Annotated in this window: 23 protein-coding genes; 10 read left to right on the forward strand and 13 right to left on the reverse strand. The window is 67.4% G+C overall.

Annotation, left to right across the window (positions count from 1 at the left end):
* Nucleotides 1-98 precede the first annotated feature (98 nt).
* Together IAE24_RS30230 and IAE24_RS07360 are read right to left on the reverse strand one after the other, a co-directional pair.
* Nucleotides 99-332, reverse strand: a complete 234-nt coding sequence (locus tag IAE24_RS30230; RefSeq protein ID WP_233626392.1) for a hypothetical protein — start codon at nucleotides 330-332, stop codon at nucleotides 99-101.
* Nucleotides 326-661 (reverse strand): peptidoglycan recognition protein family protein, encoded by a 336-nt coding sequence (locus IAE24_RS07360; RefSeq protein ID WP_233626393.1) that lies wholly within the window; start codon nucleotides 659-661, stop codon nucleotides 326-328. Before IAE24_RS07360 ends, IAE24_RS30230 begins: the two co-directional genes overlap by 7 nt.
* A gap of 414 nt (nucleotides 662-1,075) precedes the next feature.
* Here IAE24_RS07360 and IAE24_RS07365 point away from each other — a divergent pair, with 414 nt between their 5' ends.
* From IAE24_RS07365 to IAE24_RS07375, 3 genes are all read left to right on the forward strand, one after another.
* Nucleotides 1,076-1,687 carry a class I SAM-dependent DNA methyltransferase gene (locus tag IAE24_RS07365; RefSeq protein ID WP_013804555.1) on the forward strand — a complete coding sequence of 204 codons (612 nt, stop codon included), beginning with the start codon at nucleotides 1,076-1,078 and terminating at the stop codon, nucleotides 1,685-1,687.
* 8 nt (nucleotides 1,688-1,695) lie between these two features.
* Nucleotides 1,696-2,553 carry a tRNA-uridine aminocarboxypropyltransferase gene (locus IAE24_RS07370; protein WP_199962245.1) on the forward strand — a complete coding sequence of 286 codons (858 nt, stop codon included), beginning with the start codon at nucleotides 1,696-1,698 and terminating at the stop codon, nucleotides 2,551-2,553.
* Nucleotides 2,554-3,063: 510 nt separating this feature from the next.
* Entirely contained in the window at nucleotides 3,064-4,212 is a 1,149-nt protein-coding gene (locus IAE24_RS07375) for an acyltransferase family protein (protein WP_012202833.1), read from the forward strand.
* An 80-nt stretch (nucleotides 4,213-4,292) separates the two neighbouring features.
* On the opposite strand, the gene IAE24_RS07380 is transcribed toward IAE24_RS07375, so the two are convergent.
* The 3 genes from IAE24_RS07380 to IAE24_RS07390 all read right to left on the reverse strand — a co-directional run bounded on the left by IAE24_RS07380 (nucleotide 4,293) and on the right by IAE24_RS07390 (nucleotide 7,883).
* Nucleotides 4,293-4,940, reverse strand: a complete 648-nt coding sequence (locus IAE24_RS07380) for a DUF924 family protein (RefSeq protein WP_013804552.1) — start codon at nucleotides 4,938-4,940, stop codon at nucleotides 4,293-4,295.
* A gap of 200 nt (nucleotides 4,941-5,140) precedes the next feature.
* A complete protein-coding gene (yjjJ, locus tag IAE24_RS07385) occupies nucleotides 5,141-6,529 on the reverse strand; it encodes a type II toxin-antitoxin system HipA family toxin YjjJ (RefSeq protein WP_199962246.1) in 1,389 nt (462 codons plus the stop codon).
* A 280-nt stretch (nucleotides 6,530-6,809) separates the two neighbouring features.
* Nucleotides 6,810-7,883, reverse strand: coding sequence for a porin (locus tag IAE24_RS07390; RefSeq protein WP_199962247.1), 1,074 nt, complete (start codon nucleotides 7,881-7,883; stop codon nucleotides 6,810-6,812).
* Between the two features lie 273 nt (nucleotides 7,884-8,156).
* Between IAE24_RS07390 and IAE24_RS07395 the strand changes: the two genes are divergently transcribed.
* The gene (locus IAE24_RS07395; RefSeq protein ID WP_233626394.1) at nucleotides 8,157-8,726 is read left to right on the forward strand and encodes a DUF1439 domain-containing protein; all 570 of its coding nucleotides are present in this window, start codon (nucleotides 8,157-8,159) and stop codon (nucleotides 8,724-8,726) included.
* A 39-nt stretch (nucleotides 8,727-8,765) separates the two neighbouring features.
* Here IAE24_RS07395 and IAE24_RS07400 read toward each other — a convergent pair whose 3' ends face one another.
* Nucleotides 8,766-9,752 carry a Bug family tripartite tricarboxylate transporter substrate binding protein gene (locus IAE24_RS07400; protein ID WP_199962248.1) on the reverse strand — a complete coding sequence of 329 codons (987 nt, stop codon included), beginning with the start codon at nucleotides 9,750-9,752 and terminating at the stop codon, nucleotides 8,766-8,768.
* Between the two features lie 142 nt (nucleotides 9,753-9,894).
* Between IAE24_RS07400 and IAE24_RS07405 the strand changes: the two genes are divergently transcribed.
* Nucleotides 9,895-10,617: a glutathione S-transferase C-terminal domain-containing protein gene (locus IAE24_RS07405; RefSeq protein ID WP_199962249.1), complete on the forward strand. Its 723-nt coding sequence runs from the start codon at nucleotides 9,895-9,897 to the stop codon at nucleotides 10,615-10,617.
* A gap of 132 nt (nucleotides 10,618-10,749) precedes the next feature.
* Nucleotides 10,750-11,796: a pirin family protein gene (locus IAE24_RS07410; protein WP_043825395.1), complete on the forward strand. Its 1,047-nt coding sequence runs from the start codon at nucleotides 10,750-10,752 to the stop codon at nucleotides 11,794-11,796.
* Between the two features lie 16 nt (nucleotides 11,797-11,812).
* On the opposite strand, the gene IAE24_RS07415 is transcribed toward IAE24_RS07410, so the two are convergent.
* Genes IAE24_RS07415 through IAE24_RS07425 form a run of 3 tightly spaced genes read right to left on the reverse strand, consistent with a single transcriptional unit; the run spans nucleotide 11,813 to nucleotide 14,690 of the window.
* Nucleotides 11,813-12,265, reverse strand: a complete 453-nt coding sequence (locus IAE24_RS07415; RefSeq protein ID WP_088165816.1) for a carboxymuconolactone decarboxylase family protein — start codon at nucleotides 12,263-12,265, stop codon at nucleotides 11,813-11,815.
* Between the two features lie 15 nt (nucleotides 12,266-12,280).
* Nucleotides 12,281-13,657: a lyase family protein gene (locus IAE24_RS07420; RefSeq protein WP_199962250.1), complete on the reverse strand. Its 1,377-nt coding sequence runs from the start codon at nucleotides 13,655-13,657 to the stop codon at nucleotides 12,281-12,283.
* 16 nt (nucleotides 13,658-13,673) lie between these two features.
* Nucleotides 13,674-14,690 carry a Bug family tripartite tricarboxylate transporter substrate binding protein gene (locus tag IAE24_RS07425; RefSeq protein WP_199962251.1) on the reverse strand — a complete coding sequence of 339 codons (1,017 nt, stop codon included), beginning with the start codon at nucleotides 14,688-14,690 and terminating at the stop codon, nucleotides 13,674-13,676.
* A 100-nt stretch (nucleotides 14,691-14,790) separates the two neighbouring features.
* On the opposite strand from IAE24_RS07425, the gene IAE24_RS07430 reads away from it, so the two are divergent.
* A complete protein-coding gene (locus IAE24_RS07430; RefSeq protein ID WP_199962252.1) occupies nucleotides 14,791-15,693 on the forward strand; it encodes a LysR family transcriptional regulator in 903 nt (300 codons plus the stop codon).
* Nucleotides 15,694-15,804: 111 nt separating this feature from the next.
* On the forward strand, nucleotides 15,805-16,275 hold the full coding sequence (locus IAE24_RS07435) for an FKBP-type peptidyl-prolyl cis-trans isomerase (protein WP_192367420.1): 471 nt from the start codon (nucleotides 15,805-15,807) through the stop codon (nucleotides 16,273-16,275).
* Nucleotides 16,276-16,361: 86 nt separating this feature from the next.
* Here the strand turns inward: IAE24_RS07435 and IAE24_RS07440 are convergent, their stop codons facing one another.
* Nucleotides 16,362-17,207: a class III extradiol dioxygenase family protein gene (locus IAE24_RS07440; protein WP_047326366.1), complete on the reverse strand. Its 846-nt coding sequence runs from the start codon at nucleotides 17,205-17,207 to the stop codon at nucleotides 16,362-16,364.
* A gap of 47 nt (nucleotides 17,208-17,254) precedes the next feature.
* Complete coding sequence (locus IAE24_RS07445) at nucleotides 17,255-17,596, reverse strand: protocatechuate 4,5-dioxygenase subunit alpha (RefSeq protein WP_016449852.1); 342 nt, start codon at nucleotides 17,594-17,596, stop codon at nucleotides 17,255-17,257.
* A 76-nt stretch (nucleotides 17,597-17,672) separates the two neighbouring features.
* Here IAE24_RS07445 and IAE24_RS07450 point away from each other — a divergent pair, with 76 nt between their 5' ends.
* Nucleotides 17,673-18,692: a LysR family transcriptional regulator gene (locus IAE24_RS07450; RefSeq protein ID WP_199962253.1), complete on the forward strand. Its 1,020-nt coding sequence runs from the start codon at nucleotides 17,673-17,675 to the stop codon at nucleotides 18,690-18,692.
* On the opposite strand, the gene IAE24_RS07455 is transcribed toward IAE24_RS07450, so the two are convergent.
* Complete coding sequence (locus tag IAE24_RS07455; protein WP_012202849.1) at nucleotides 18,594-19,475, reverse strand: gamma-glutamyl-gamma-aminobutyrate hydrolase family protein; 882 nt, start codon at nucleotides 19,473-19,475, stop codon at nucleotides 18,594-18,596. The genes IAE24_RS07450 and IAE24_RS07455 overlap by 99 nt on opposite strands.
* 372 nt (nucleotides 19,476-19,847) lie before the next feature.
* Here IAE24_RS07455 and IAE24_RS07460 point away from each other — a divergent pair, with 372 nt between their 5' ends.
* Nucleotides 19,848-20,228 (forward strand): HPF/RaiA family ribosome-associated protein, encoded by a 381-nt coding sequence (locus IAE24_RS07460; protein ID WP_012202850.1) that lies wholly within the window; start codon nucleotides 19,848-19,850, stop codon nucleotides 20,226-20,228.
* A 101-nt stretch (nucleotides 20,229-20,329) separates the two neighbouring features.
* Here the strand turns inward: IAE24_RS07460 and IAE24_RS07465 are convergent, their stop codons facing one another.
* Complete coding sequence (locus IAE24_RS07465) at nucleotides 20,330-21,283, reverse strand: pirin family protein (RefSeq protein ID WP_199962254.1); 954 nt, start codon at nucleotides 21,281-21,283, stop codon at nucleotides 20,330-20,332.
* Between the last annotated feature and the right edge of the window lie 182 nt (nucleotides 21,284-21,465).

Below are 21,465 nucleotides of genomic sequence, written 5' to 3' on the forward strand. Positions count from 1 at the left end.
CCTCGGCTGCCATCGCTGAATGCGATTTCTCCGCTTGCATAGCAGGGCGACCAGTCGAGCGTGTAATGCGCGTCGTTTTCATTGGTCGTTTTTGCATGTTAGAAGTAGCGGCGTACCTGGGCAATCGACAGCATAAAACTGGCGCAGCTCACCGCCGGATATTTTTCGACGGGTGATTTGGCCGCGTTTTTCTGGATGGTGATCTTGCTGATTTTTGGAGGTACCAGCGGGCACAGCGGTGGCTCGAATTCTGAGCCTGTGGTGCATTGATTGGCGGCAGAGGCTGTGCCGGAAAGGACGGACAGCAAGATAAAGAAGAAGCCTTTCACCATTTTGCGGATCTCGCTTCTGTGGGATTTTTCCGGGAAACATCTAGATGTCGGAAAACTTCACTCATCGGGATCCTAAGGGTCAGCATTAGCTCTGAAACAAGCCATTGCAGCGAACCGTTTTGCTCGCTAGTAACCGCTTGGTAGGTTTTCTTTTCATCTGGCATATCTTCGCCGCGAGGAAGGGCTTCACCCACTAACTCAATGCCAATTCTGTCTTGGTTGGCTGGGAACAGTGCAGGAGCCTTTTTCAACATCTCGCGCTTGTATTTCACCTTGTTAAATATTTTGGGTGATTGCCTGCTTGATGCGAGAGTGGATGGTAACTCCATTTATATCAATTATTGGCATTCAAGTCCTCAAGAATGTCGGATTGATGAAGGTATATAAGTCGATGATTCGGCGATTGGAGGGACCTATCTCGTCATTGCAACTGGCATGTTAGTGGTTGTGGAGACTGATTGTTTGGTCTGAATTTGTAAAATTTCTATTACTCGTAGCCTTTGTGCACAGGTTGCGTTATTGGAGATGCGCAATCAACAGCTTTTGGGACTGGGGATAACCAGCCTGCGGCTGAGGAGGCTGCCGCCTTGGCTTTGACCGGAAATCAAGAAATTGGCCGACTGTCGTGCCGGGTCCGGCTTCGTGGGCCTGCCTCAAATACCTCACCTCAACACACCAAGCCCCCTGTACGCCATACTCCCGCCCGAACGCGCCCACCGGGCGCTCACCCCCAAGGAGAATGCGTGCAATCAGCAAGTGACCAGTGGTTCGACGAGGCGTACTACCAGCGCTACTACTTCGACAAGAAGACCAGCGTGGTCGATACCGAGCATGTGAACCGTCTGGGCGCTTTCGTCTGTTCCTACCTGAGTTATGTGCGCGTGCCCGTGCGCCGCGTGCTGGATGTAGGCTGCGGCATCGGTCTGTGGCGCGAGGCGGTGCAGCGCCACTTCCCCGGTGCCAGCTACCACGGCGTGGAGTTCAGCGAGTACCTGTGCGGGCGCTTCGGTTGGGAGCGTGGCTCGGTGGTGGACTATGCGGCGCATGATCCTGCAGAGCCCTTCGATCTGGTGATCTGCCAGGGCGTGCTGCCCTATCTGAGCCCGCCGGATCTCAAGCGCGCGCTGGCCAATCTGGGGCGGTTGAGCCGAGGCGGTCTGTATGTGGAGGCGGTGGCGCGCGAGGATTACGAACGCGGCGTGATCGATGAGGATCTGACCGATCCGCGCCTGTTCCGCCACCGGGCCGATCTGTACCGGCGAGGGCTGGCCGAGCATTTCAAGGAACTGGGCGGCGGCGTGTGGCTGAGCCGCCGCGCCGAGCTGCCGCTGTTCGAGCTGGAAAGCGTGGGATGAGCCTGGAAATGTCAGCTGTGCCTGCTGCGGCGCAGGATGCCTGCGTGCCTCTGTCCTATCTGCGCGGCGTGGACTCCGGCGTGGCGCCGCATGCGGTCTCGCGGCTGCGCACGCAGCGGCTGGCGCGCAGCACGCGGCCGTTTCTGTCGCGCGGCGGGCCGCGCGGCGAGCGCTGCGAGGGATGCCGGCTGCGGCCTTCGCACTGCCTTTGCGCGCTGCGTCCCATGCTGCCGACGCGGGCGGGCTTTTGCCTGTTGATGCACGATGCCGAGCCGCTCAAGCCCAGCAACACGGGCTGGCTGATCGCCGATGTGGTGGAGCAGACGCACGCCTTCGGCTGGGCGCGCACCGAGGCCGATGCGGGCCTGCTGGCCTTGCTCGATGATCCGCAGTGGCAGCCCTATGTGGTGTTTCCCGGCGAGTTCGTGGAGCCGCCGCAGCGAGTGGTGCATGCGCTGCCGGTGCCCCGGGCCGGAGCCCAGGCCGGGACCGAATCGGACCCGGGCCGGCGCCCGCTGTTCATCCTGCTGGACGCGACCTGGCCCGAGGCGCGCAAGATGTTCCGCAAGAGCCCTTACCTGGACCGCTTTCCGGTGCTGAGCCTGCACCCGGACCAGGTGTCGCAGTACCGTCTGCGCCGCTCGCAGCGCGAAGACCATTTCTGCACCAGCGAGGTGGCGGCCCTGTGCCTGGAGCTGACGGGCGACGGAGGCGACCGGCGCGCAGGCCGTGCGCTGGAGAGCTACCTAGCCCTGTTCACCGAGCACTATCTGCGCGCCAAGAACCAGCAGCCGGTGCAGGCAGACAGTGACGCGCGCCGTGGTCTGCAGGACGCGATCTCTTCCGTTTGTCCGCCTGCTTGTTAAAAACGATAGCGGAAGATGCTGGTGTTCATTGGGATTGGTGGCGTTTTGTTCCAAATTGTTGACAGCGCATCCAACTCCCCTTGCCCTGTGTTCGCCAGTGGCTCAACAGGGCGGCGCAGGGCGGCGTGAGGCCGGGCACAGCAGCGTCGGCGACAACTTCCTGTTACGTTCCGGCCGCGGTGCGCTGCCCATACTCGCGGCGTGCGATGAGAGGTGGACAGGCGGCGGGGCGGGGTGACCCAGGACTCCAGGCCGAATGTCCATCGAACCTGGCCTGCAGGCGGTGATGGCTAAAATCGGATTTCGCTGAAATTCATCAGCCATTGCCCTGCACTGCAGGGCATGTTCGTGCACGCAGGGCCGCCCGTAGAGGCGGCCCGCATCCTCCAGGTGCGCCGCAGCCGCGGCTCGCGGATTGCTGGTCACAGCATCCGCCGGGAACCTTGGGGCGTGCCGTCTCTCTTATCGCGCTGGACCATGCGTTGCGACCCTCCCGGGGACGGCTGCGCCATGTCCGCGTGCTCCATTTTTCATGGGGTTTGTTCATGGCCCGGGGCGTATGCCCCGGCGTTGGAAAGGTGTCCGGTTTTGGTGGTCAAGGATTTCAAACTGCACTACAACCCCGCCCTTGACGGGCTGCGGGGCGTGGCGATCCTGTTGGTGATCTTGTCGCACTCCCATGCGCCTTTGTTCGATGGCGCATTCTTCGGGGTGGACCTGTTCTTCGTGCTCAGCGGCTATCTGATCACCTCGCTGCTGCTGATGGAGAACGAATCCGAAGGCCGCATCGGCTTCTGGCGCTTTTACCGCCGCCGCTTCTATCGCCTGATGCCGGCGCTGGCCCTGTTCCTGGGCGCGTACTGCATCTTCGCGCCCTTTCTGTGGCCGGACCTGAACGACATCTACACCGATGCGCTGGTCTCCATCCTCTATCTGGCCGACTACGGCATCGCCTTCTTCGACAGCCCGGACACGCTGCTGCACATGTGGTCGCTGTCGGTGGAGGAGCATTTCTACCTGATCTGGCCGCCGCTGCTGGTGCTGCTGCTGCGCTTTTCCAAGCCAGGCCGTCTGTGGCGCCCGATTGCCCTGCTGTGGGCGCTGAGCTGGCTGTGGCGCGTGTACTGGGTGGACCAGGGCCAGCACTTCTATGAGATCTTCTTTCGCTTCGACACCCGTGCCTCGGGCCTGTTCGCCGGTGCGCTGCTGGCGGCGGTGATGATCGAGCGGCCCGACTTCATCGCTGCACTGAAGGCGCGCATGCACCACGCCATGTGGGTGCCACTGGCCGTGCCGCTGTTGATGGCGCTGCAATGGGACAACCAGGACGCCATGGTCTGGGGCATCACCGTGGTGGAATGCGCCGCCGTGGTGCTGCTGGTGGCGGCAAGCCAGGGCTCGGGCCTGGTCTTCGACATGCTGTCGTCGCCCACGCTGGTGAAGCTGGGCCGCCTGTCCTATGGCGTCTACCTCTGGCACTACCCGGTGGTGCGCTATCTGCGCGCCGACTTCTCGTGGCCCGTGGTGGTGGCGCTGGGCCTGGCGATCTCGGTGGCGCTGTCGGCGCTGTCGTTCTACACGATCGAGCGCTGGGCGCTGCGCATGCGCGATGGCGAGCGCAAGGGCGGCGAGCGCCAGCCGCAGGCGCAGCCGGCCTGAATGCCGGCAGCGCGCCGAAAGCAAAAAAGGGAACGTTGGCACGTTCCCTTTTTTGTGGGTGAAGGAGATCCGCTGCGCTCTCAGAACCCTGAGCCGGGCTGGGACAGGTACTGCAGTTCCTCGGCCGTGCTGGTGCGGCCCAGGATGGCATTGCGGTGCGGAAAGCGGCCGTAGCGCACGATGACGTCGCGGTGCCGGTGGGCGTAGTCCAGCGTGCCGGCGAGGAACTCGCGCACGCCCTCGCCGCCAGCGTCACCGGCCTGGTCGGCCAGGGCCTGGAAGGCGGCCACGCTGCGGTCCTGCAGGGCCAGGTCTTCGGCATGCTCCAGCGGCAGGTAGCAGAAGATGCGCGCCACGGCAGGCAGGTCGGCATGGCGGTCATGGCCCAGGGCGATGCCGTCCAGCGCCAGTTGCAGCGCCTGCGGGTCGCCTGCAAAGCTGCGCGCCGTGCCCCGGAACAGGTTGCGCGTGAACTGGTCCAGCAACACGATCAGCGCCAGCCGCCCCAGCGCCGTGCCGGCCCAGCCGTCCAGTTGGCCGGCCAGCGCATCTTCGACCAGTGCGCCGAAGCGCTCGCGGATCTGGTCGTCAGTGGCATCGGACTTGATGAACCACAGGTTCTTGCAGGCCAGGGCGCCCGCGTTGTCGGGATGCGCGGAGCCCAGCCAGTAGCTGAGCACGTCGGCGATGCGTGGGTCTGCGGCGTGAGAAGGGGCAATGCTTGTCATCGGTGGCCAGGCTCTTGTCGGATGAGGAAGCCTTCGATTGTGCAGGCGGTGGCGTACGGTCCTTGTGGATGGCAGGTTTTGCGCAGACAAAGCACAGCTTGTGCAAATGTTTTTCAAGAGAATGTGCACAGGTTTTTCAAGAGAAATTACCGGTGTTATCCACAGATTGGCATCTGAATTTCATTGCTGTTGCCTGTCAATCAGGCACTAATGAATTCAAGATTTCGCGCAGCGATGCTGCGAAAGTCCCCGGAGATGCGCGCATCCTGCGCCACGGCCTGCCAGAAGCGGTGTGCCAGCGCCTGGGCATGCGGCCATTCGGCCAGCGTGGCGGCCGTGGGGCGCTGGGGCTGGGCGCCGAAGTCGCGCTCCACGATCTCGCCGTTGATGGGCATGTAGAGCATGGGCAGCATGTCGTAGGTGGGCGACAGCGCCCAGTCGCCATGGGGATGAGGCAGCACGAAGGAGATGTTGCCGTAGTGCCGGTCGGTGTTGGCGATGAGCTGGCCGTAGGCTTCGAGCAGGCGCAGGCTGCGCGCGTCGGCCTCGGTGATGAGGCCGCGTGCGGCCAGTCGGTTGGCCGTGGCCGCCCAGTTGTCCACCTCGCCCACGTACTGGGCATTGAGCACCTGCAGGGACACCATGCCGATGCGTCCAGGGTTGCTGCCCGGGTGGGCCTGTGAGACTGGCACATCGCCTGGTACATCGCTTGGCACATCGCCCGGCGCCGGCTGGCTGCGGTCGAAGCGCTCCGATTCGAGGAAGGCACGGCCGCCATCGAGGAACAGCCGCGTGCGCGCTGCGGGCAGGCCGTCTTCGGCCAGGGTCTGCAGTGCCAGGTGCTCGCAGACCAGCAGGTCGCGGATGCGCTGCTCGGCCGGCGCGTTGCCTGCCGGGGAGAACTTGACGATGACGCTGCGCCCGGCCGTGATGCAGCAGAACTTGGGCTGCTCGCCGCCCGCCGACGAGCCCGGATGCGTGCCCTGCATGGCCTGCATGGCCAGGCGCGGATAGTCGGCCGCAGAGGCGGCGCGCAGCGTGCGCGCGGGCAGGGAGTGGAAGCGCTCGAAGGCGGCTTCGCCCACGATGAGGTTGCCCGGCAGGTCTTCGCCAAAGCGGGCCAGGGCGCGCAGCACATCGTCCTCGCCCCACTGGCGCGGGTCGCCGCCCAGCTGTAGTTCGGGGTGGCTGTGCGCAAAGCTGCGGCCGATGAAGCCCTGGGGCCGCATGTCGTCCAGGAACCAGGGCAGGCCGTCGTGCTGCTCGCTGAGGCCGTCGGCCTCATCCACCCAGAAGCCGCCGCCGTGCAGGGCGATCATGCGGCCGAAGGGCGATGCATGGCCTTCGGTGTCCACGCGCATGATGGCCACCTCGGCGCCCACGCCCGCCACCTGGCGCGGCAGCACATAGCGCTGCGTGCGCGCCGCCCCCACCTTGCGCACCTGGCCCGACTGGATCAGCGGTGCCAGTGCGCGCGACACCGTGGGCTGGCTCACGCCCAGCATCTGCTGCAACTCGCGTGCCGCCAGCGCACCGCCCTGGCGGCGCAGTGCTGCCAGCACCTGCAGGGAGAGGTCTTCAGTGGCCATGGAGAATCAATTCATGAATGGATGAAACAATGGGTTAATTTATTGAAAATCAAGGATTTATGCAAATCCATGAATAGATATATGAATAGATAAAAAAACCGCGCCCAAGGGCGCGGCAAAGCTGGATTTCGCGGCGGCTTGCAGGTCTGCGAATCACGATCACAGCCTGTGAAACTGGCGTGCTCCAACTCAGAGACGCCGAGCAAGAGCCGCCTCGCGGCGGGGGCGCCTAGCCGAGGGCGTCGTCCCCTGGGGGAAGCGGCGCCAGCCGCTCAGGGGGTCAGAAATTGTGCGTGATACCCAGGCTGATGCCGCTGGCGCGCGTCTTGTTGCCTGCGCCCTGGTAACCGTTCTTCCACTTGGTCGTGTCCAGTTCCAGGAACAGGCTGGTGCGCTTGGACAGCTGGTAGTCCACAAAGCCGATCAGGCGCTGGAAGCCGTCGTCGCCCTGGCCCGTGCGCTCGCGGTCCACCTTGTAGTAGCCGCCGTTCAGACCGATGACGGGCGTGACGGCGTAGCGCGCGCCCAGGGCCAGGATCTTGTTCGTGGTTTTCGCGGTGTCGCTGGTCTCGGCCTTGTTGCGGCCGTAGTTGAGCATCAGGCGCAGGTCGCCACGGCTCCAGGCGCCACCGATGTTGGCGGCGTCCAGCGTGCGGCCGCTGGCGTCGTGGAACTGGGTGTAGGCGCTGGTCAGCACCAGGTCGTCCTGGCGCCAGTCCAGGCCCAGGCCGCGCGTGTCCAGGCGCGAGGCCGACACGCCGGTCTCGCCGAAGCTGTACATGGCGCGCGCCGTGAGGCCGCCAAAGCTGCCCGAGTACTTGATGGAGTTGTTGACGCGGTTGGAGCCCACCTTGGTGTTGGTGGCGCCCCATTCGTTGTTGAGGCCGTGGCCCGTGAGGCTGGTGACCTGGATGTTGGGGTTCAGGCCCGCAAAGCGCAGGGCAATGGGATCGACCAGGCCCACGGAGTCGGAGATCAGCGTGTTCTGCCGGCCAGCCGTGACCGCGCCCCAGTGGCCGGCCAGGCCCACGATGGCCGCCCGGTCGAAGGTGCCGGCCACGCCGCCGATGCCGCCCACGTCGGCGCCCAGCGTGGATTCGAGGTTGAAGATGGCGCGCAGGCCGCCGCCCAGGTCCTCGCTGCCGCGTATGCCCCAGCGGCTGGTGGGACCCACGCCGCTGTTGACCGAGCCCATGCTGCCCGCAGCCGGCGCATTGGCGCCCGACAGGCCGCTTTGCGCGCGCACCGACACGTCGATGATGCCGTACAGGCTCACGCTGCTGGTGGACTGCGCCAGGGCGGGGCCGGCCGCGCAGCCTGTGGCCAGCAGGGCGAGGGCGATGTTCTTCCTCATGGTGTCTCCTTGATTTCTTCTGGAAGGCGGGAACTTTGCGAGCGGCCGAGTTTCCGTATGGGAGCCGGTACTGCCTATGTCCGGCGGGCACTAGCTGCTATGTCGTTTCGTTCTCGAAGTGGCTGCGCGCAGGTGCCGGGCAACACCCACTGCAGGGACAGGGAATAGCCCCTGGCGGGACAATGTCGCTCTCAAAAAACATAGCGCCATGCGTATGGCATGCATGGCGCTTCAGGGTTTCGTGTCGGGCTTTCTGAGGCTTGTGCTGTCGTGATGAATCGCCGCTTTTTGTTGATGGTCGTGGCAGCGGGCTGGAGCCTGGCCGCGACCGGATGTTCGGGAAAGTCCGGACCTGGGAATGTCTCGGTTTCGCGGCAAAGGCTGCAGGAGGTGGTGGCCCAGCGCTTTCCCCGGCAGTTCCCCGTGGCCGGCATGCTGCAGCTCAAGCTGCATTCGCCGGTGCTGGGATTGCTGCCCGAGCGCAACGCGCTCAATGCGGTGCTGCAGGCCGATCTGTCGGGGCCCGTGCTCAAGCAGAGCTATGGCGGCCATCTGAACCTGGACTTCGCGCTGCGCTACGAGCCCACGGACCGCACGCTGCGCGCCCACCAGATCAAGGTCAACAGCCTGGTCATCAACGACCTGGCGCCCGCCATGAGCGACATGCTCACCACCTACGCCAGCGCGCTGGCCGAGCAGGCGCTGGGCCAGCTCGTGCTCTACCAGCTGCAGGACAAGGAACTGGCCCTGATGGACTCGCTGAACATGGAGCCCGGCGCCATCACGGTGACGCCGGACGGCCTGAGCGTGGCCCTGGTCCAGAAGCCCGTCGCGCCGCGCTGAGCGCAGCGGCGCGCCTTCGTCCTTCCCTTCGCCCGCGCCTCAGTCCGCGCGGATATTGGCGGCGCGAATCACCTCGCCCAGCTCAGCACTCTCGGCCTGAATGAAGGCGCCGAACTCGGCCGGCGTGCCGCCCATGGGCGATGCGCCGATGTCGGCCAGCTTCTGCAGCACGGCGGGCTGGGCCAGGCTCTTGTTCAAAGCCTGGTTCAGCGCCTGCACCACGGCCGGCGGCGTGCCGGCCGGCGCCACCAGGCCCCACCACACGGTGGCCTGCACATTCACGCCCAGCGAACGTGCCGTGGGCACGCCCGGCAACAGGCGCGAACCATTGTGGTTGAGCACCGCCAGGGCGCGCAGCGCGCCGCTGCCCACATGGCCTGCCACCTCCAGCGGGTTGATGGCCATGAAGTCCAGCCGCCCGCCCAGCAGGTCGGTCACGGCCGCCGAGCCGCCCTTGTAGGGAATGTGCACGGCCTGGAAGCCGCCTGCGCGCTCCAGCAGGGCGCTGGCCATGTGGCCCGAGCTGCCCACGCCAGCCGTGCCATAGGACAGGGCGCCGGCCTTGGCCTTGCCGGCGGCGATCAGCTCGGCCAAACTTTTGTGGGGCGACTTGGCGTTGACCACCACGACCAGCGGCGCCTCGCCGATGCGGCCCACCGGGATGAGGTCCTTGAGCGGATCGAAATTGAGCTTGGCGTACAGCGCCTTGTTGGTGGTCAGCGTGTTGGATGCCGTCAGCAGCAGGTAGCCGTCGGCCGCGCCGCGTGCCACCGCGCCCATGCCGATGTTGGTGCCGCCGCCGGGCTTGTTGTCCACCACCAGGGACTGGCCCAGCAGCTCCGCCATGGGCGGTGTGACCAGGCGCGTGATGATGTCCACGCCGCCGCCGGGCGAGTAGGGCACGACCACGGTCACGGGGCGCTCGGGGTAGCCGGCCGCTGTGGCGACCAGGGGCAGGGCCAACCAGGCGGCGGCGGTGGTGCCGAGCAGGGCCAGTGCGTGGCGGCGGGTGGAATGTCTTGTCATGCATGTCTCCGTTGATTGTTATGACCCGGCGGCAGGGCCGGGTCCGCCATTATTTAGCGTGCCAAGCATGGCTGGGCGCCGAACGTTACGATGCAGCGGCCATCGATTTCTTGGCGAACCCGTCCAGCCTTCAAGGTGCCCCATGACTCCACAGAATCCGCTTTCCGCCTTTTCCGTCACGCGCAAGTGGCCGGCCACGCAGCCGGACCGCATCCAGCTGTATTCCCTGCCCACGCCCAACGGCGTCAAGGTGTCGATCGCTCTGGAGGAGATGGGCCTGCCGTATGAGGCGCACCGCGTGGGCTTCGAGAGCAATGACCAGCTCTCGCCCGAGTTCGTGGACACCTTCCCCAACAACAAGATCCCGGCCATCCTGGACCCGCAGGGTCCGGGCGGGAAGCCGCTGGCGCTGTTCGAATCGGGCGCCATCCTGGTCTACCTGGCCGAGAAGACCGGCAGCCCGCTGCTGCCCGCCGAACCGGCCGCGCGCTATGAAACGCTGCAGTGGCTGATGTTCCAGATGGGTGGCGTCGGCCCCATGTTCGGCCAGCTGGGTTTCTTCCACAAATTCGCGGGCAAGGACTTCGAGGACAAGCGCCCGCGCGACCGCTACGTGAACGAGTCCGTGCGCCTGCTGGGTGTGCTGGAGCGCCGCCTCACAGGGCGCGCCTGGGTGATGGGCGAGCAGTTCACCATTGCCGACATCGCCCTGTGGCCCTGGGTGCGCAACATGGTGGTGGAGCAGGGCTACAACGCGGCCGAACTGCTGGGCTGGGAGCGCTTTCCCGAGCTGCAGCGCGTGCTGGCCGCCTTCGTGGCGCGCCCGGCCGTGCAAAAGGGCCTGGTGACGCCGCCGCGCAACTGACCCGGCGGGCGTTGCATTCCTGGGCCGCACTGTCCCAGCCATGGTGGCTTTCAAAACCGGCGCGGGGGCCGCATCTGTCCGAGAATGCAGCGCCCCCTTTTTTCTTGCGGGCGCAGCCTCACAGGAGCCACGATGACCGCAGCCACCACCCCCGTCCTCCAGAGCCAGCCGCTGGGCCCGCTGTGGCCCACCATGGACCCCTTCCTGTTCTGTGCCCACCATGACGATGCCTATCCGCCCAGCGATGGCCGCCTGGGCGTGCAGGCCGTGGACCTGGAAGGCCGCCAGATGGGCAGCGACTTCAGCCGCAAGGACGGCTTTTCCATGTACCACGGCGACGGCGTGCCGGGCTTTCCCGGCCACCCGCACCGCGGCTTCGAGACCGTGACCCTGGTGCGCAAGGGCCTGATCGACCATTCCGATTCGCTGGGCGCGGCCGCGCGCTTTGGCGGCGGCGACGTGCAGTGGCTGACGGCCGGCAAGGGAATCCAGCATTCGGAGATGTTCCCGCTGCTCGACAGCGACGCGCCCAATCCGCTGGAGCTGTTCCAGATCTGGCTGAACCTGCCTGCGCGCTCCAAGATGGTGGAGCCGCACTTCACCATGTTCTGGAACGAGCGCATCCCGCGCCTGGAGCACGCAGACGCCGCAGGCCGCAGGACCGTGGTCACCGTGGTCGCAGGCAGCCTGCCCGGCACGGCGGCCGCCCTGCCGCCGCCGCCCGAATCCTGGGCCTCGCAACCCGAGGGCGACGTGGCCATCTGGACACTGCGCCTGGAGCCCGGCGCACGCTGGACGCTGCCGCGCGCAGCCGGTGCGGACACGCAGCGCATGCTGTATTTCTTTGCAGGCCAGGCACTGCAGGTCGGGCCCACGGCGCTGGCACAGCATGCGGCCCTGCATGTGGATGCCACGCAGGACTGGGAGCTGCACAACAGCGGCGCCGACGCCGTGGAATGCCTGGTGCTGCAGGGCCGCCCCATTGGCGAGAGCGTGGCGCAGTACGGCCCCTTCGTGATGAACACGCAGCAGGAAATCATGCAGGCCATGCAGGACTACCGGCGCACCCAGTTCGGCGGATGGCCCTGGGCCGAGCAGGACCCGGTGCATGGCGCAGAGAACCGGCGCTTTGCGCGCTACCCGGGCGCTGCGGCCGAGGAGCAGCCGCCGGCCGCCTGAGTCCGGTCAGGCCGCGTCAGGCCGTGTCTGCGGGCGGATGAAAGCTGGCCGGCGCGGGCGTGCGCCCCAGTTCCTTGAGGATCTTCAGCGTGATGGCCATGCCGGTGTTGCCTGCGGGCACGCCGGCATAGACGGCGGTCTGCAGCAGCACTTCGCGGATGGTGTCCAGATCCAGCGGCGCGGCCTCGGCATCGGCCGGGTCGGCCAGCAGGCCCGTGCGGATGTGCAGCTCGAACTCTTCCCAGCGGCCCATGGAGGCCGTGATGGCCAGCACCATGATGCGGCGCGTGCGGCGCTCCAGGCCGGGGCGGCTCCAGATGCCGTCCCAGGCATAGGCCGTGATCATGCGCTGGAACTCCACATTCAGTTCGTTGGCGCGCGCCACGGATTGGTCCACCCATTCATCGCCCAGCACGCGGCGGCGGTTGGCAAGGCCGCGCTGCAGGGCGTCGGCGGAAGATTCGGTCATGGCGGGGTTCCTGTGTCAAGCATGGGAATGGGCATTGGCGTGGGCGTGGGTCTGCGGCGCTGCCAGCAGCGCCAGGCACGCATCATGCGATGCCTGCACGGCGCGGGCCGGGTCGCAGGCCCGGGCCAACGCATCTTGCAGCGCCTGCAGGGCCGCCGCGTCCAGCCGGGGCGCGGCCCATTCGACCAGCAGCAGGCGCAGCTCGCGCCCCTGCTCCAGCGCCTGCGGGGCCAGCAGCTCCACGGCGGCCAGGGCCTCGGGCTTGCCTGTCCAGGGCGCCATGGCGTGCACGCAGGCCTCTGAAAACACCAGTCCGTGCAGGCCCCGCACATGGCCCAACATGCGCTGCGGATGCACCTGCAGCGACTGCGCGGCCTGGCGCAATGCGGCGGCGGCGCCATGCACGTGGCGCCACAGGTCGGGCCAGTGCGCGACCTCGGCCTGCCACTCGCCCAGCGCGCGCTCATGGGCCTGGGCCATGCAGCCCAGCAGCAGGGCCGCGAGCGGGGGCACGGCCTGGGCCTGTGCCACCGCCTGCATCAGGTGCACGGGATTGCGCTTGTGCGGCATGGCGCTGGAGGTGCTGCCGCGCGGCGCCTCGCTGACCTCGCCCACCTCGTACTGCGCCATCAGCGACCAGTCCTTGGCCAGCTTGGCCAGGCTGCCGCCGCATATGGCGGCCTCCATGGCCAGGCGCATCCAGTCGTCGCGCTGGGTATGCCAGCTGCGGCCGCAGGCCGACAGGCCCAGGCGCCGGGCCAGTGCCTGCTCCACCTCGGCACGGTGGCGTCCCAGCACGGCGCCATTGCCCACGGCGCCGCCCAATTGCACGCACAGCGCAGCGGTGGCAAGCCTTTCAAACTGTTCGATGCTGCGCCCCACGGCGGCAGCCGACTGCGCGCATTTGAAGCCGAAGCTGGTGATCTGCGCGGGCTGCAGCAGGCTGCGCGCCAGCATGGGCGTGGCCGCGTGCGTGCGGGCCAGGGCCTGCAGTGCGGACTGCAGCGCGTCCAGCTCGGCCAGCAGCGCCTGCAGGGCCTGCTGCGTGAGCAGGGCCTGCGCCGTGTCCACGGCGTCCTGCGTGGTCGCACCCCAGTGCAGCCAGGGCAGGCCTTCCGGGGCGTGGGCCTGCAGCCACTGCTGCAGCGGCCGCACCACGGCCAGGCCCAGCGCGCCGCTGGCGCGCGCCTGCTCCACCACGCCTTCGCACGTGAGCGGCGCCTGCGCGCAGGCGCGCGCAATGGCCTCGGCGGCCGGGCGCGGCACCAGGCCGCAGTCGGCCTGGGCCTGGGCCAGCGCGCTCTCGAAGCGCAGCAGCGCCTGCAGCCAGCGCGCGTCTGCAAACCAGTGGCCGCTGTCGGCGGGGCCCAGATAGTCCTTCACCAATGACATGCTGTCCTTGCCGGTCTCAGGCCGTGGCGCCCGAGGCCTTGATCACGGCAGCCCACTTGGCGCTCTCCACCTGGATGCGGGCCGCGTACTGCGCGCCATCGCCCAGCAGCGGCACGGCCCCCTCGATGCCCAGGCGCGACTGGAAGGACTCGGCAGACGCCACCTTGAGGATGTCGCGCCCCAGCGCGCGCACCGTCTCGGCAGGCGTGCCCCTGGGCGCGAGGATGCCGTAGGTCAGCGAGCTCTCGAAGTCGGCCAGCGCACGCACGCCGGACTCGGCCACCGTGGGCACGTCGGGCAGCTGGGGCTGGCGTTTGGCGCCGGTCACGGCCAGGGCGCGCAGCTTGCCGGCCTTCACCAGGGCCATGGCCGCGGGAATCACGCCAAAGCTGAAATCCACATTGCCGCCCACCAGGTCGGTCAGCGACGGGGCCGTGCCTTTGTACGGCACGTGGATGGCCTTGGCGCCCAGCGCGTGGGCGAACATCTCGCCCGTCAGGTGGCCGCCCGTGCCAGAGCCGCTGGAGGCGTAGTTCATCTCGCCGCTGCGCTTGCGCATCTGCTCGGCCAGATCGGCCACGCTGCGCGCGGGCGAGGAAGCCGGCACGACCAGCAGCAGGGCCGACGAAGCGAACATGGCCACCGGCTGCAGATCGGTGGCCGCATTGAACTTGAGGCCCGGATACAGCGAGGGATTGATGGACACCGTGCCCGTGTGGCCCAGCAGCCAGGTGCTGCCGTCGCCGGCCGAACGCACCACGGCTTCCGTGCCCAGGTTGCCGCCCGCGCCGGCCTTGTTCTCCACGATCATCCCGTAGCCGAAGGACTCGTTGAGGCCATGCGCCATCTGCCGCGCGAACACATCGTTGCCGCCGCCCGGCGCAAACGGTACCACCAGGCGGCTGCCGCGCTTTTGGGCCCAGGCCGGCAGCGCACAGGCGGCCAGCGCGGCGGCGGCGGTGGACAGCCACATCCGGCGCGGCAAAGAGGTCTGAGAGGCTTGAGCGGTTTGAGAGGTGGGCCGGGAATCCATGCGTCTGTCTCCTGAAATAGTCGTTGTCACGCAGTGTGGTGCAGCGCAGCCTGGGAAAACAGCAGTTGCATCTGCGTTGTGATTCAAGAAAATGTGTGAAATGGACGTGAGATACATACACAATTTCTTGAGAGTGGTGGACACCGGCTCCATGTCCGAAGCTGCTCGCCAGCTGGATCTGAGCCCCTCGGCCATTGCCCAGCAGATGCGCGTGCTGGAAGGCGAGCTGGGTGCGCCGCTGCTGGTGCGCCATGGCCGCAGCGTGCGCGCCACCGAGGCGGGCGAGCGGCTGTTCGAGCGTGGCCGCCAGCTGCTGCAGGACTTCGAGGGCCTGCGCGAATGGGTGGCCTCGGACGCGGACGGCGGCGAGCTGCGGCTGGGCACCGTGAACACGGCGCTGCACGGCTTTGTGCCCGCCGTGATGCGGGCCTTCGTGGCGCGCCACGCCGAGGTGCGCATCAGCGTGCGCGCCGGCCTCACGCCCGAGCTGTACACGGCCCTGGTCCAGTCCGAGCTGGACGTGCTGATCTGCCTGCAACCCTCGTTCGACCTGCCCAAGACCGTGTGCTGGGCCGAGCTGCGCCAGGAGCCATTGGTCGTGCTGTGCCGCGCCCGCGATGCGCAGCAGGACCCGCTGGCCCTGCTGCGCACCCGGCCCCTGGTGCGCTACGACCGATCCCTGGCCGGTGGCCGGCTGGCCGACCGCTACCTGCGCGCCCAGGGCATTGCGCCGCTGGAGCGCATGGAATTGAACTCGGTGCTGGCCGTGGCCATGATGGTGGACCAGGGCCTGGGCGTGGGCCTGGTGCCCGACATAGGCCCCGTGCTCTCCCAGGGCCGCGACGTGCGCGTGCTGGCGCTGCCGGAGCAGGGCGCTGCTGTGGACGGCGCCGGCTCCCGCCCCGCCGATGCCCGCAAGGTGGGCCTGCTGTGGCTCAACACCTCGGCCCGCGCGCGCTGGGCGCGCAGCCTGCTCGAATGCGCGCGCGAGTGCCTGGCTTGAGGTCGGGCGGCCGGTGAACCCACGGCCGCGACGCTGGAATGCCCCAGGTCGCCGACAATGGCAGCTTTGCGCGGCGCGCCTTCTGCGCTGCGGTTTTCCAAGGCCTTTGCCATGAACATCACCAAAGACACCGCCGTCACCATCAACTACAAGATCACCGACAAGCTGGGCAAACTGCTCGACAAGGGCGACGTGGCCTATCTGCACGGCGGCTACGACAACATCTTCGCCAAGGTGGAAGCCGCCCTGGACGGCAAGGCCGTGGGCGACACGCTGACCGTGGACCTGGCCGTGGAAGACGCCTTCGGCGCGCGCGACGAGAGCCTGACGCGCACCATTCCCAAGGGCGAGTTCCCGCCCGGCGTGAAGGTCGGCGGCCAACTGCGCGGCACCGATGACCAGGGGCAGCCCCAGATCTTCCACGTGGTCAAGATCAAGGGCCCCGTGGTGCTGCTGGACGGCAACCACCCGCTGGCCGGCATGGCGCTGCACTTTTCCTGCAAGGTCACCGAAGTGCGCGCGGCCAAGCCCGAGGAAATCGAGCACCGCCACGTGCATGGCGGCCACGGCCACCACCATTGAGAGGCAGGGCCGGGATACACCCGGTCCGCACGGCCCCGCAAAGCACAAAGGCCGCCTGGCATGCCCGGCGGCCTTTGTGTTTCCGACTAGACCGCTTCCAGCGCCAGCAGCGCCGTGGCGGTGTTGGAGATCGGTATGTGGTAGTTGCCGTGCACGCGGCGCACGCCGGGCGCAGCCGCGGACAAGGCGCCGCGCATGGCCAGCCACATCAGCAGTTCCACGCCCTGGGTGCCGGTCTTTTCCACCAGTTCATGCACGCTGAACTGCGTGGCCCATTCGGGATTGGTGGCCATGCTTTCAAGGAACTGCAGGTCGAACGCCTTGTTGATGAAGCCCGCGCGCTCGCCATCGAGCTGGTGCGACAGGCCTCCTGAGGCGATGACGGCCACGCGCTGGTCGCTGTTCCAGCGCGCGATGGCCCGGCCCACGGCCTGGCCCAGCGCATAGCAGCGGCGCGCCGAGGGCAGCGGGAACTGCACGGTGTTGATGCACACCGGCACGACGGCCACAGGGCAGTCGCCCTCGGGCCAGAACAGCTTGAGCGGCAGCGTGCAAGCGTGGTCCACCAGCATTTCCTGGCAGCTGACCACGTCGAAATCCTCGCCCACCAGGGACTCGATCAGGTGCCATGACAGCTCCGTGTGGCCGCGCAGCGGTGCCAGCGTGGGAATGCCCCAGCCTTCGTCGGCGTTGCAGTAGCGCTCGGCCGCGCCCACGGCGAAGGTGGGCATCTTGTCGAGGAAGAAGTTCAGGCCGTGGTCGTTGTAGAACATCACCACCACGTCGGGGCGCTGCGCGGCCAGCCATTCGCGGATGGGCGGGAAGCCGTCGAAGAAGGGCTTCCAGTAGGGCTCGTTCTGCAGGCCCTTGTGGATGGCGTTGCCGATGGCGGGAATGTGCGAGGTGCCGAGGCCGCCGATGAGATGTGCCATGGTGGGTGTCTCCTGTGCTGTGTCTTGCGTGTGGGCTGCGGCGGGGCTCAGGCGTGCGAGCGCAGCAGGGCCTGGAACTCGGCCTTGGTCATGCCGGTCTGCTGGGCGCCTATGTCCTGCATGTCCAGGTGGAAGATGCCGGCCAGCTTGGCCAGGTAGTAGGCGTTGCCGCCGGCCGCGATCATCTGCAGCACGTTGCGGGCGCGCACGGCCTCGGCCTGCTCCTGGTTCAGCCCGTAGCTGCGCATATAGGCCTCCTCGTCGGCCAGGAAGGCCTGGCGGTTGGCCAGCTCGTTGAAGGAAAAGCACATGCTGTTGAGCGCATAGCCCTTGCGGGCCTGCCTGCCATCGAACAGGGTGGTGCCGGGAATCTGCGGCTGATCGGCCATGTTTTGTCTCCGGTATTTGCGTTGGATCAGCGGCAGTGTCCGGTCCGCGTTGCCAAAGATAAAGCGGCGGCCAATCATGGAATGCATGAGACAAGTCGATGGATCGCAGCTCGATGGCCGGCTGCTGCAACTGCTGCTGGCCGTGCTGGAGACCGGCAGCGTCACGGCGGCGGCGCAGCGCCTGGGCGTGACGCAGTCGGCCGTCAGCCATCTGCTGGACAAGCTGCGCGCCATCACGGGCGACCGATTGTTCGTGCGGCAGGGGCGGGGCATTGCACCCACGGCCCATGCGCTGGCGCTGCAGGACCCGGCGCGCGAGCTGCTGCGGCAGATGCAGCAGTTCGGCCAGGGGCCCAGCTTTGACCCCGCGCACTGGCGTGCCGAGATCACCATTGCCGCCAACGACCTGCAGCGCGAACTGCTGCTGCCCGCGCTGGCCCGGCGCCTGCGCTCAGCCGCGCCCGGGACGGTGCTGCGCGTGATCGACAGCGGCGCGCCGGATGCCGAACTGCTGCGCTCGGACGCCTGCCTGCTGGCCATCAGCCCGCGCCCGCCCGATGCCACGGACATCGTGCAAAAGCGCCTGTTCAGCGATGAGTACGCAGTCTTCTATGACAGCGCCGTGCGACAGCCGCCGGCCAGCCTGGCCGACTATCTGCAGGCCGACCACGCCACCGTGGCCTATGCCGACCGCCAGGCGCTGGACCTGGACCTGCAACTGCAGGCGCGCGGGCTGGAGCGCCGCTTTGCCGTGCGCGTGCCGGGCTTTGCGGCGCTGGCCGCCTTTGTGCGCGGCACGCCGCTGCTGGCGACGGCGCCGTCGCTGCTGGGACGCACGGCCCTGTCATCGCTGGCCAGCTTTGCCGTACCCGTGGACTGCCCGCCGCTGCCCATGTTCATGATCTGGCACACGCGCCACCAGGCCGATCCAGCCCATGCGTGGCTGCGCGGGCAGTTGCAGCAGGTGGTGGCGCAGGCGCTTGGCGGCGCCGGGCCGTCAATGCCTGCGAAGCAAGGCGCGGCGCAGCAGGCGCGCGGCGCGGTTGCGGATCTGGAAGGGGCTGTGGCTCACGGCCGGGCTCACGCGGGCGCGTGAGCAGGCGGCCAGGAAGTCGCGCAGCAGCACGCTGTCATCCAGCGTGCTGGTGTCCGGGTTGCGGAACTGGAATTCGGGGTGCCACTGCGTGGCCGCGATATAGCTCTTGAGCGTGCCAGGCTTGCGGAAGATGGCCTCGGGAATGCGGTCGGGCAGGCTCCAGGCCTCCACATCGAACTCGGGCGCCACGTCCTTGATGCCCTGGTGGTGGATGCTGTTCACGCGTGCGCGGTCCAGCGTGGGGTACAGCGCCTCCAGCCGGCTGCCGGGCACGATGGCGATGTCGTGGTAGTGGCGGTCGTACTCGGTGGGATTGCGGTGCAGCTGCGAGCCGGGCACCTGGGTCTCGATGTCCTGGTAGAGCGTTCCGCCGAAGGCCACGTTGATCAGCTGCAGACCGCGGCAGACGCCGAAGATGGGCTTGCCGGCCTGGGAAAACGCCTCGACCACGGCCAGGTCGTAGAGGTCGCGCACGCGGTCGCCCAGCCATTCGGGGCGCATGGGTTCCTCGCCATAGCTGCCGGGCCAGACATCGGCGCCGCCGTGCATGACCACGCCGTCCAGCCACTCGGCATAGTGCTCCAGCGTCACGTCGCCGCGCGCGGTCTCGCCTGTGGGGCAGGGCACCATCACCACCATGGCGCCGGCCGACATGATCCAGTGCGCTATCGATTGCTCCACGTACTGCAGCGTCTTGCCCGTGAAAAGCGGACGCTGCGGGTCCGCATGGGAGAAACAGGCCGAAAGGCCGATCTTGAGGCGGCGTGAGGCAAGTGGGCTCATGGGGTGGTGGGCAAGGGGGAAGTCCTGATGGTCACGTTGTAAGCCCAATCGTGCCTGCGACCTGTAGGAAGGGGTTGAACGCCCGCGACCGGCGCAGGGCCATCACTGCAAATAGGTGTAGGTGAATGCAAGAGTTGTCTTGAGGCATCTCAAGCTTTTTCGGTCCATTCGTGCAGGCGCCCCGCCCGCGGGTGTAGCCTGTAGGCAGGGGTTGGGGCTGCGGATGCTGCAGCGCGAAAAACCTGACGACGCAGGGTGCGACTTGCTGTGCAGGCAGCCCGCATGGCGTTACGATGGATTCGCCAGTTCATCAATGGCCCCGACAACCCCGCCGCGCCGGTGGTGCGGCTTTTGGCGACTAGGAGGATATGCATGCAAGTTCAGGTTCATGCCGACGATTCGATCCAGGGTGGCGAGTCCTTGGCGCAATGGGCGCAGGAAGAGATCAACGCCAAGCTGGCGAGGTTCAAGGACTACGTGGTACGCGTGGAGGTTTTCCTCACCGGCGTCGATGCGCTCAAGACCTCCGGCGCTCCCGGCAAGCGCTGCGTTCTGGAGACCCGGGCCAATGGCCGCCCGCCGATCGCCGTGAACGCCGAGGCTGAAAAGGTCAAGGATGCCTTCAACGCGGCCATCGAAAAGCTGAAGCGGGCCGTGGAGACCGACCTGGGCAAGCTCAAGGACAAGAACGGCCGCGAGAGCGTTCGCGGCGTGGAGGACGGCACCGAGGTGGATGCGGCCAGCCCGGCCTGACCCTCGAAATTCCCGCAACACAAACGGCAAGGCGCCCCATTCGGGGCGCCTTTTGGTTGGGCAGGGCCATGGCTGCAGGTCGATCGCCGCAGCAAGCGCGTTCAGCGCGAGGCGCGCAGCACCACGCCGTCCAGCGAAGGCGCATGCAGCGGCTTCAGGGGCGATGCCAGCGGCGGCCCGAAGCGGCGCGCCGCACCTGCGGGCAGGGCCTGCGCATCCTGACCGGCCTCCGCTTCCCATTGCGCGCGGGCCTCGGCAATTTCTTCGCTGGTGCGGGCCACGAAGTTCCACCACAGCAAGATGGCTTCATCCATGGGCTCGCCGCCAATGACCAGCAGGCGGCTGCCAGGCGTGGTCTCGATGGCGACCGAGGCCGTGCCCAGGGGCAGGTAGAGCAGTTCCTCCACCGGCAGGGGCTGGCCGTTCACGCTCACGCTGCCTTCCAGGCTGAGCACGGCATGCTCGAAATCGGCGCGCAGCGGCAGCGTGGCGACGGCATTGCCATTGCCCGCGCTGTCCGCATGCAGGTCCACGCTCATCAGGGGCGTGTGCACCTCGGCCGGCGACGTCAGGCCCAGCGCTTCGCCGGCCAGCACCGTGGCCGTGAAGTCGCCCACCGTGGTCCTGGGCAGCTCGGGGTAGTGCTGGAAGCGCGGCGGACCGTTGCGGTGCGACTCGGGCAGCGCAATCCACAGCTGCGCGGCGTGGATGTGCGAGGGCGTCTGGCTTTCCTCGGAATGGGCGATGCCGTGGGCGGCCGTCATCAGGTTGACCTGGCCGGGGCGGATGATCTGGGTGTGGCCCAGGCTGTCGCGGTGCAGCACTTCGCCGCGGATCATCCAGGTGAAGGTCTGCAGGCCGATGTGCGGATGCGGGCCGACCTGCATGCCCGGTGGCGCGGGGTCGGCGGGACCGGCGTGGTCGAGAAAGCACCAGGCGCCGACTTTGCGCAAGGCGCGCTGGGGAATGGCGCGCTGGATGGGAATGCCGCCCACATCGGCGGTGCGGGTGGGCAGGTGCTGGGGTTGGGAGTGGGGCTGGGACGTGTCGGACATGGTCGGATCGGCCTGTTTCGTGGGGGAAGCCACCAGTGTCGTGCAGCGCGGCGCAGCAGGCAAACGCGGCTCGCATGGATTGGGCCTGTTCGCTGACAGCGCGTTCTCAGGAACATTGTTTACATTCGAAGAACGGACCGGGGGGGGGGCCAGAGAGATATGGGACGGCGCCCACCCCAAGA

This window comes from Delftia sp. S65 (assembly GCF_016516495.1).
GTDB lineage: Bacteria > Pseudomonadota > Gammaproteobacteria > Burkholderiales > Burkholderiaceae_C > Comamonas > Comamonas acidovorans.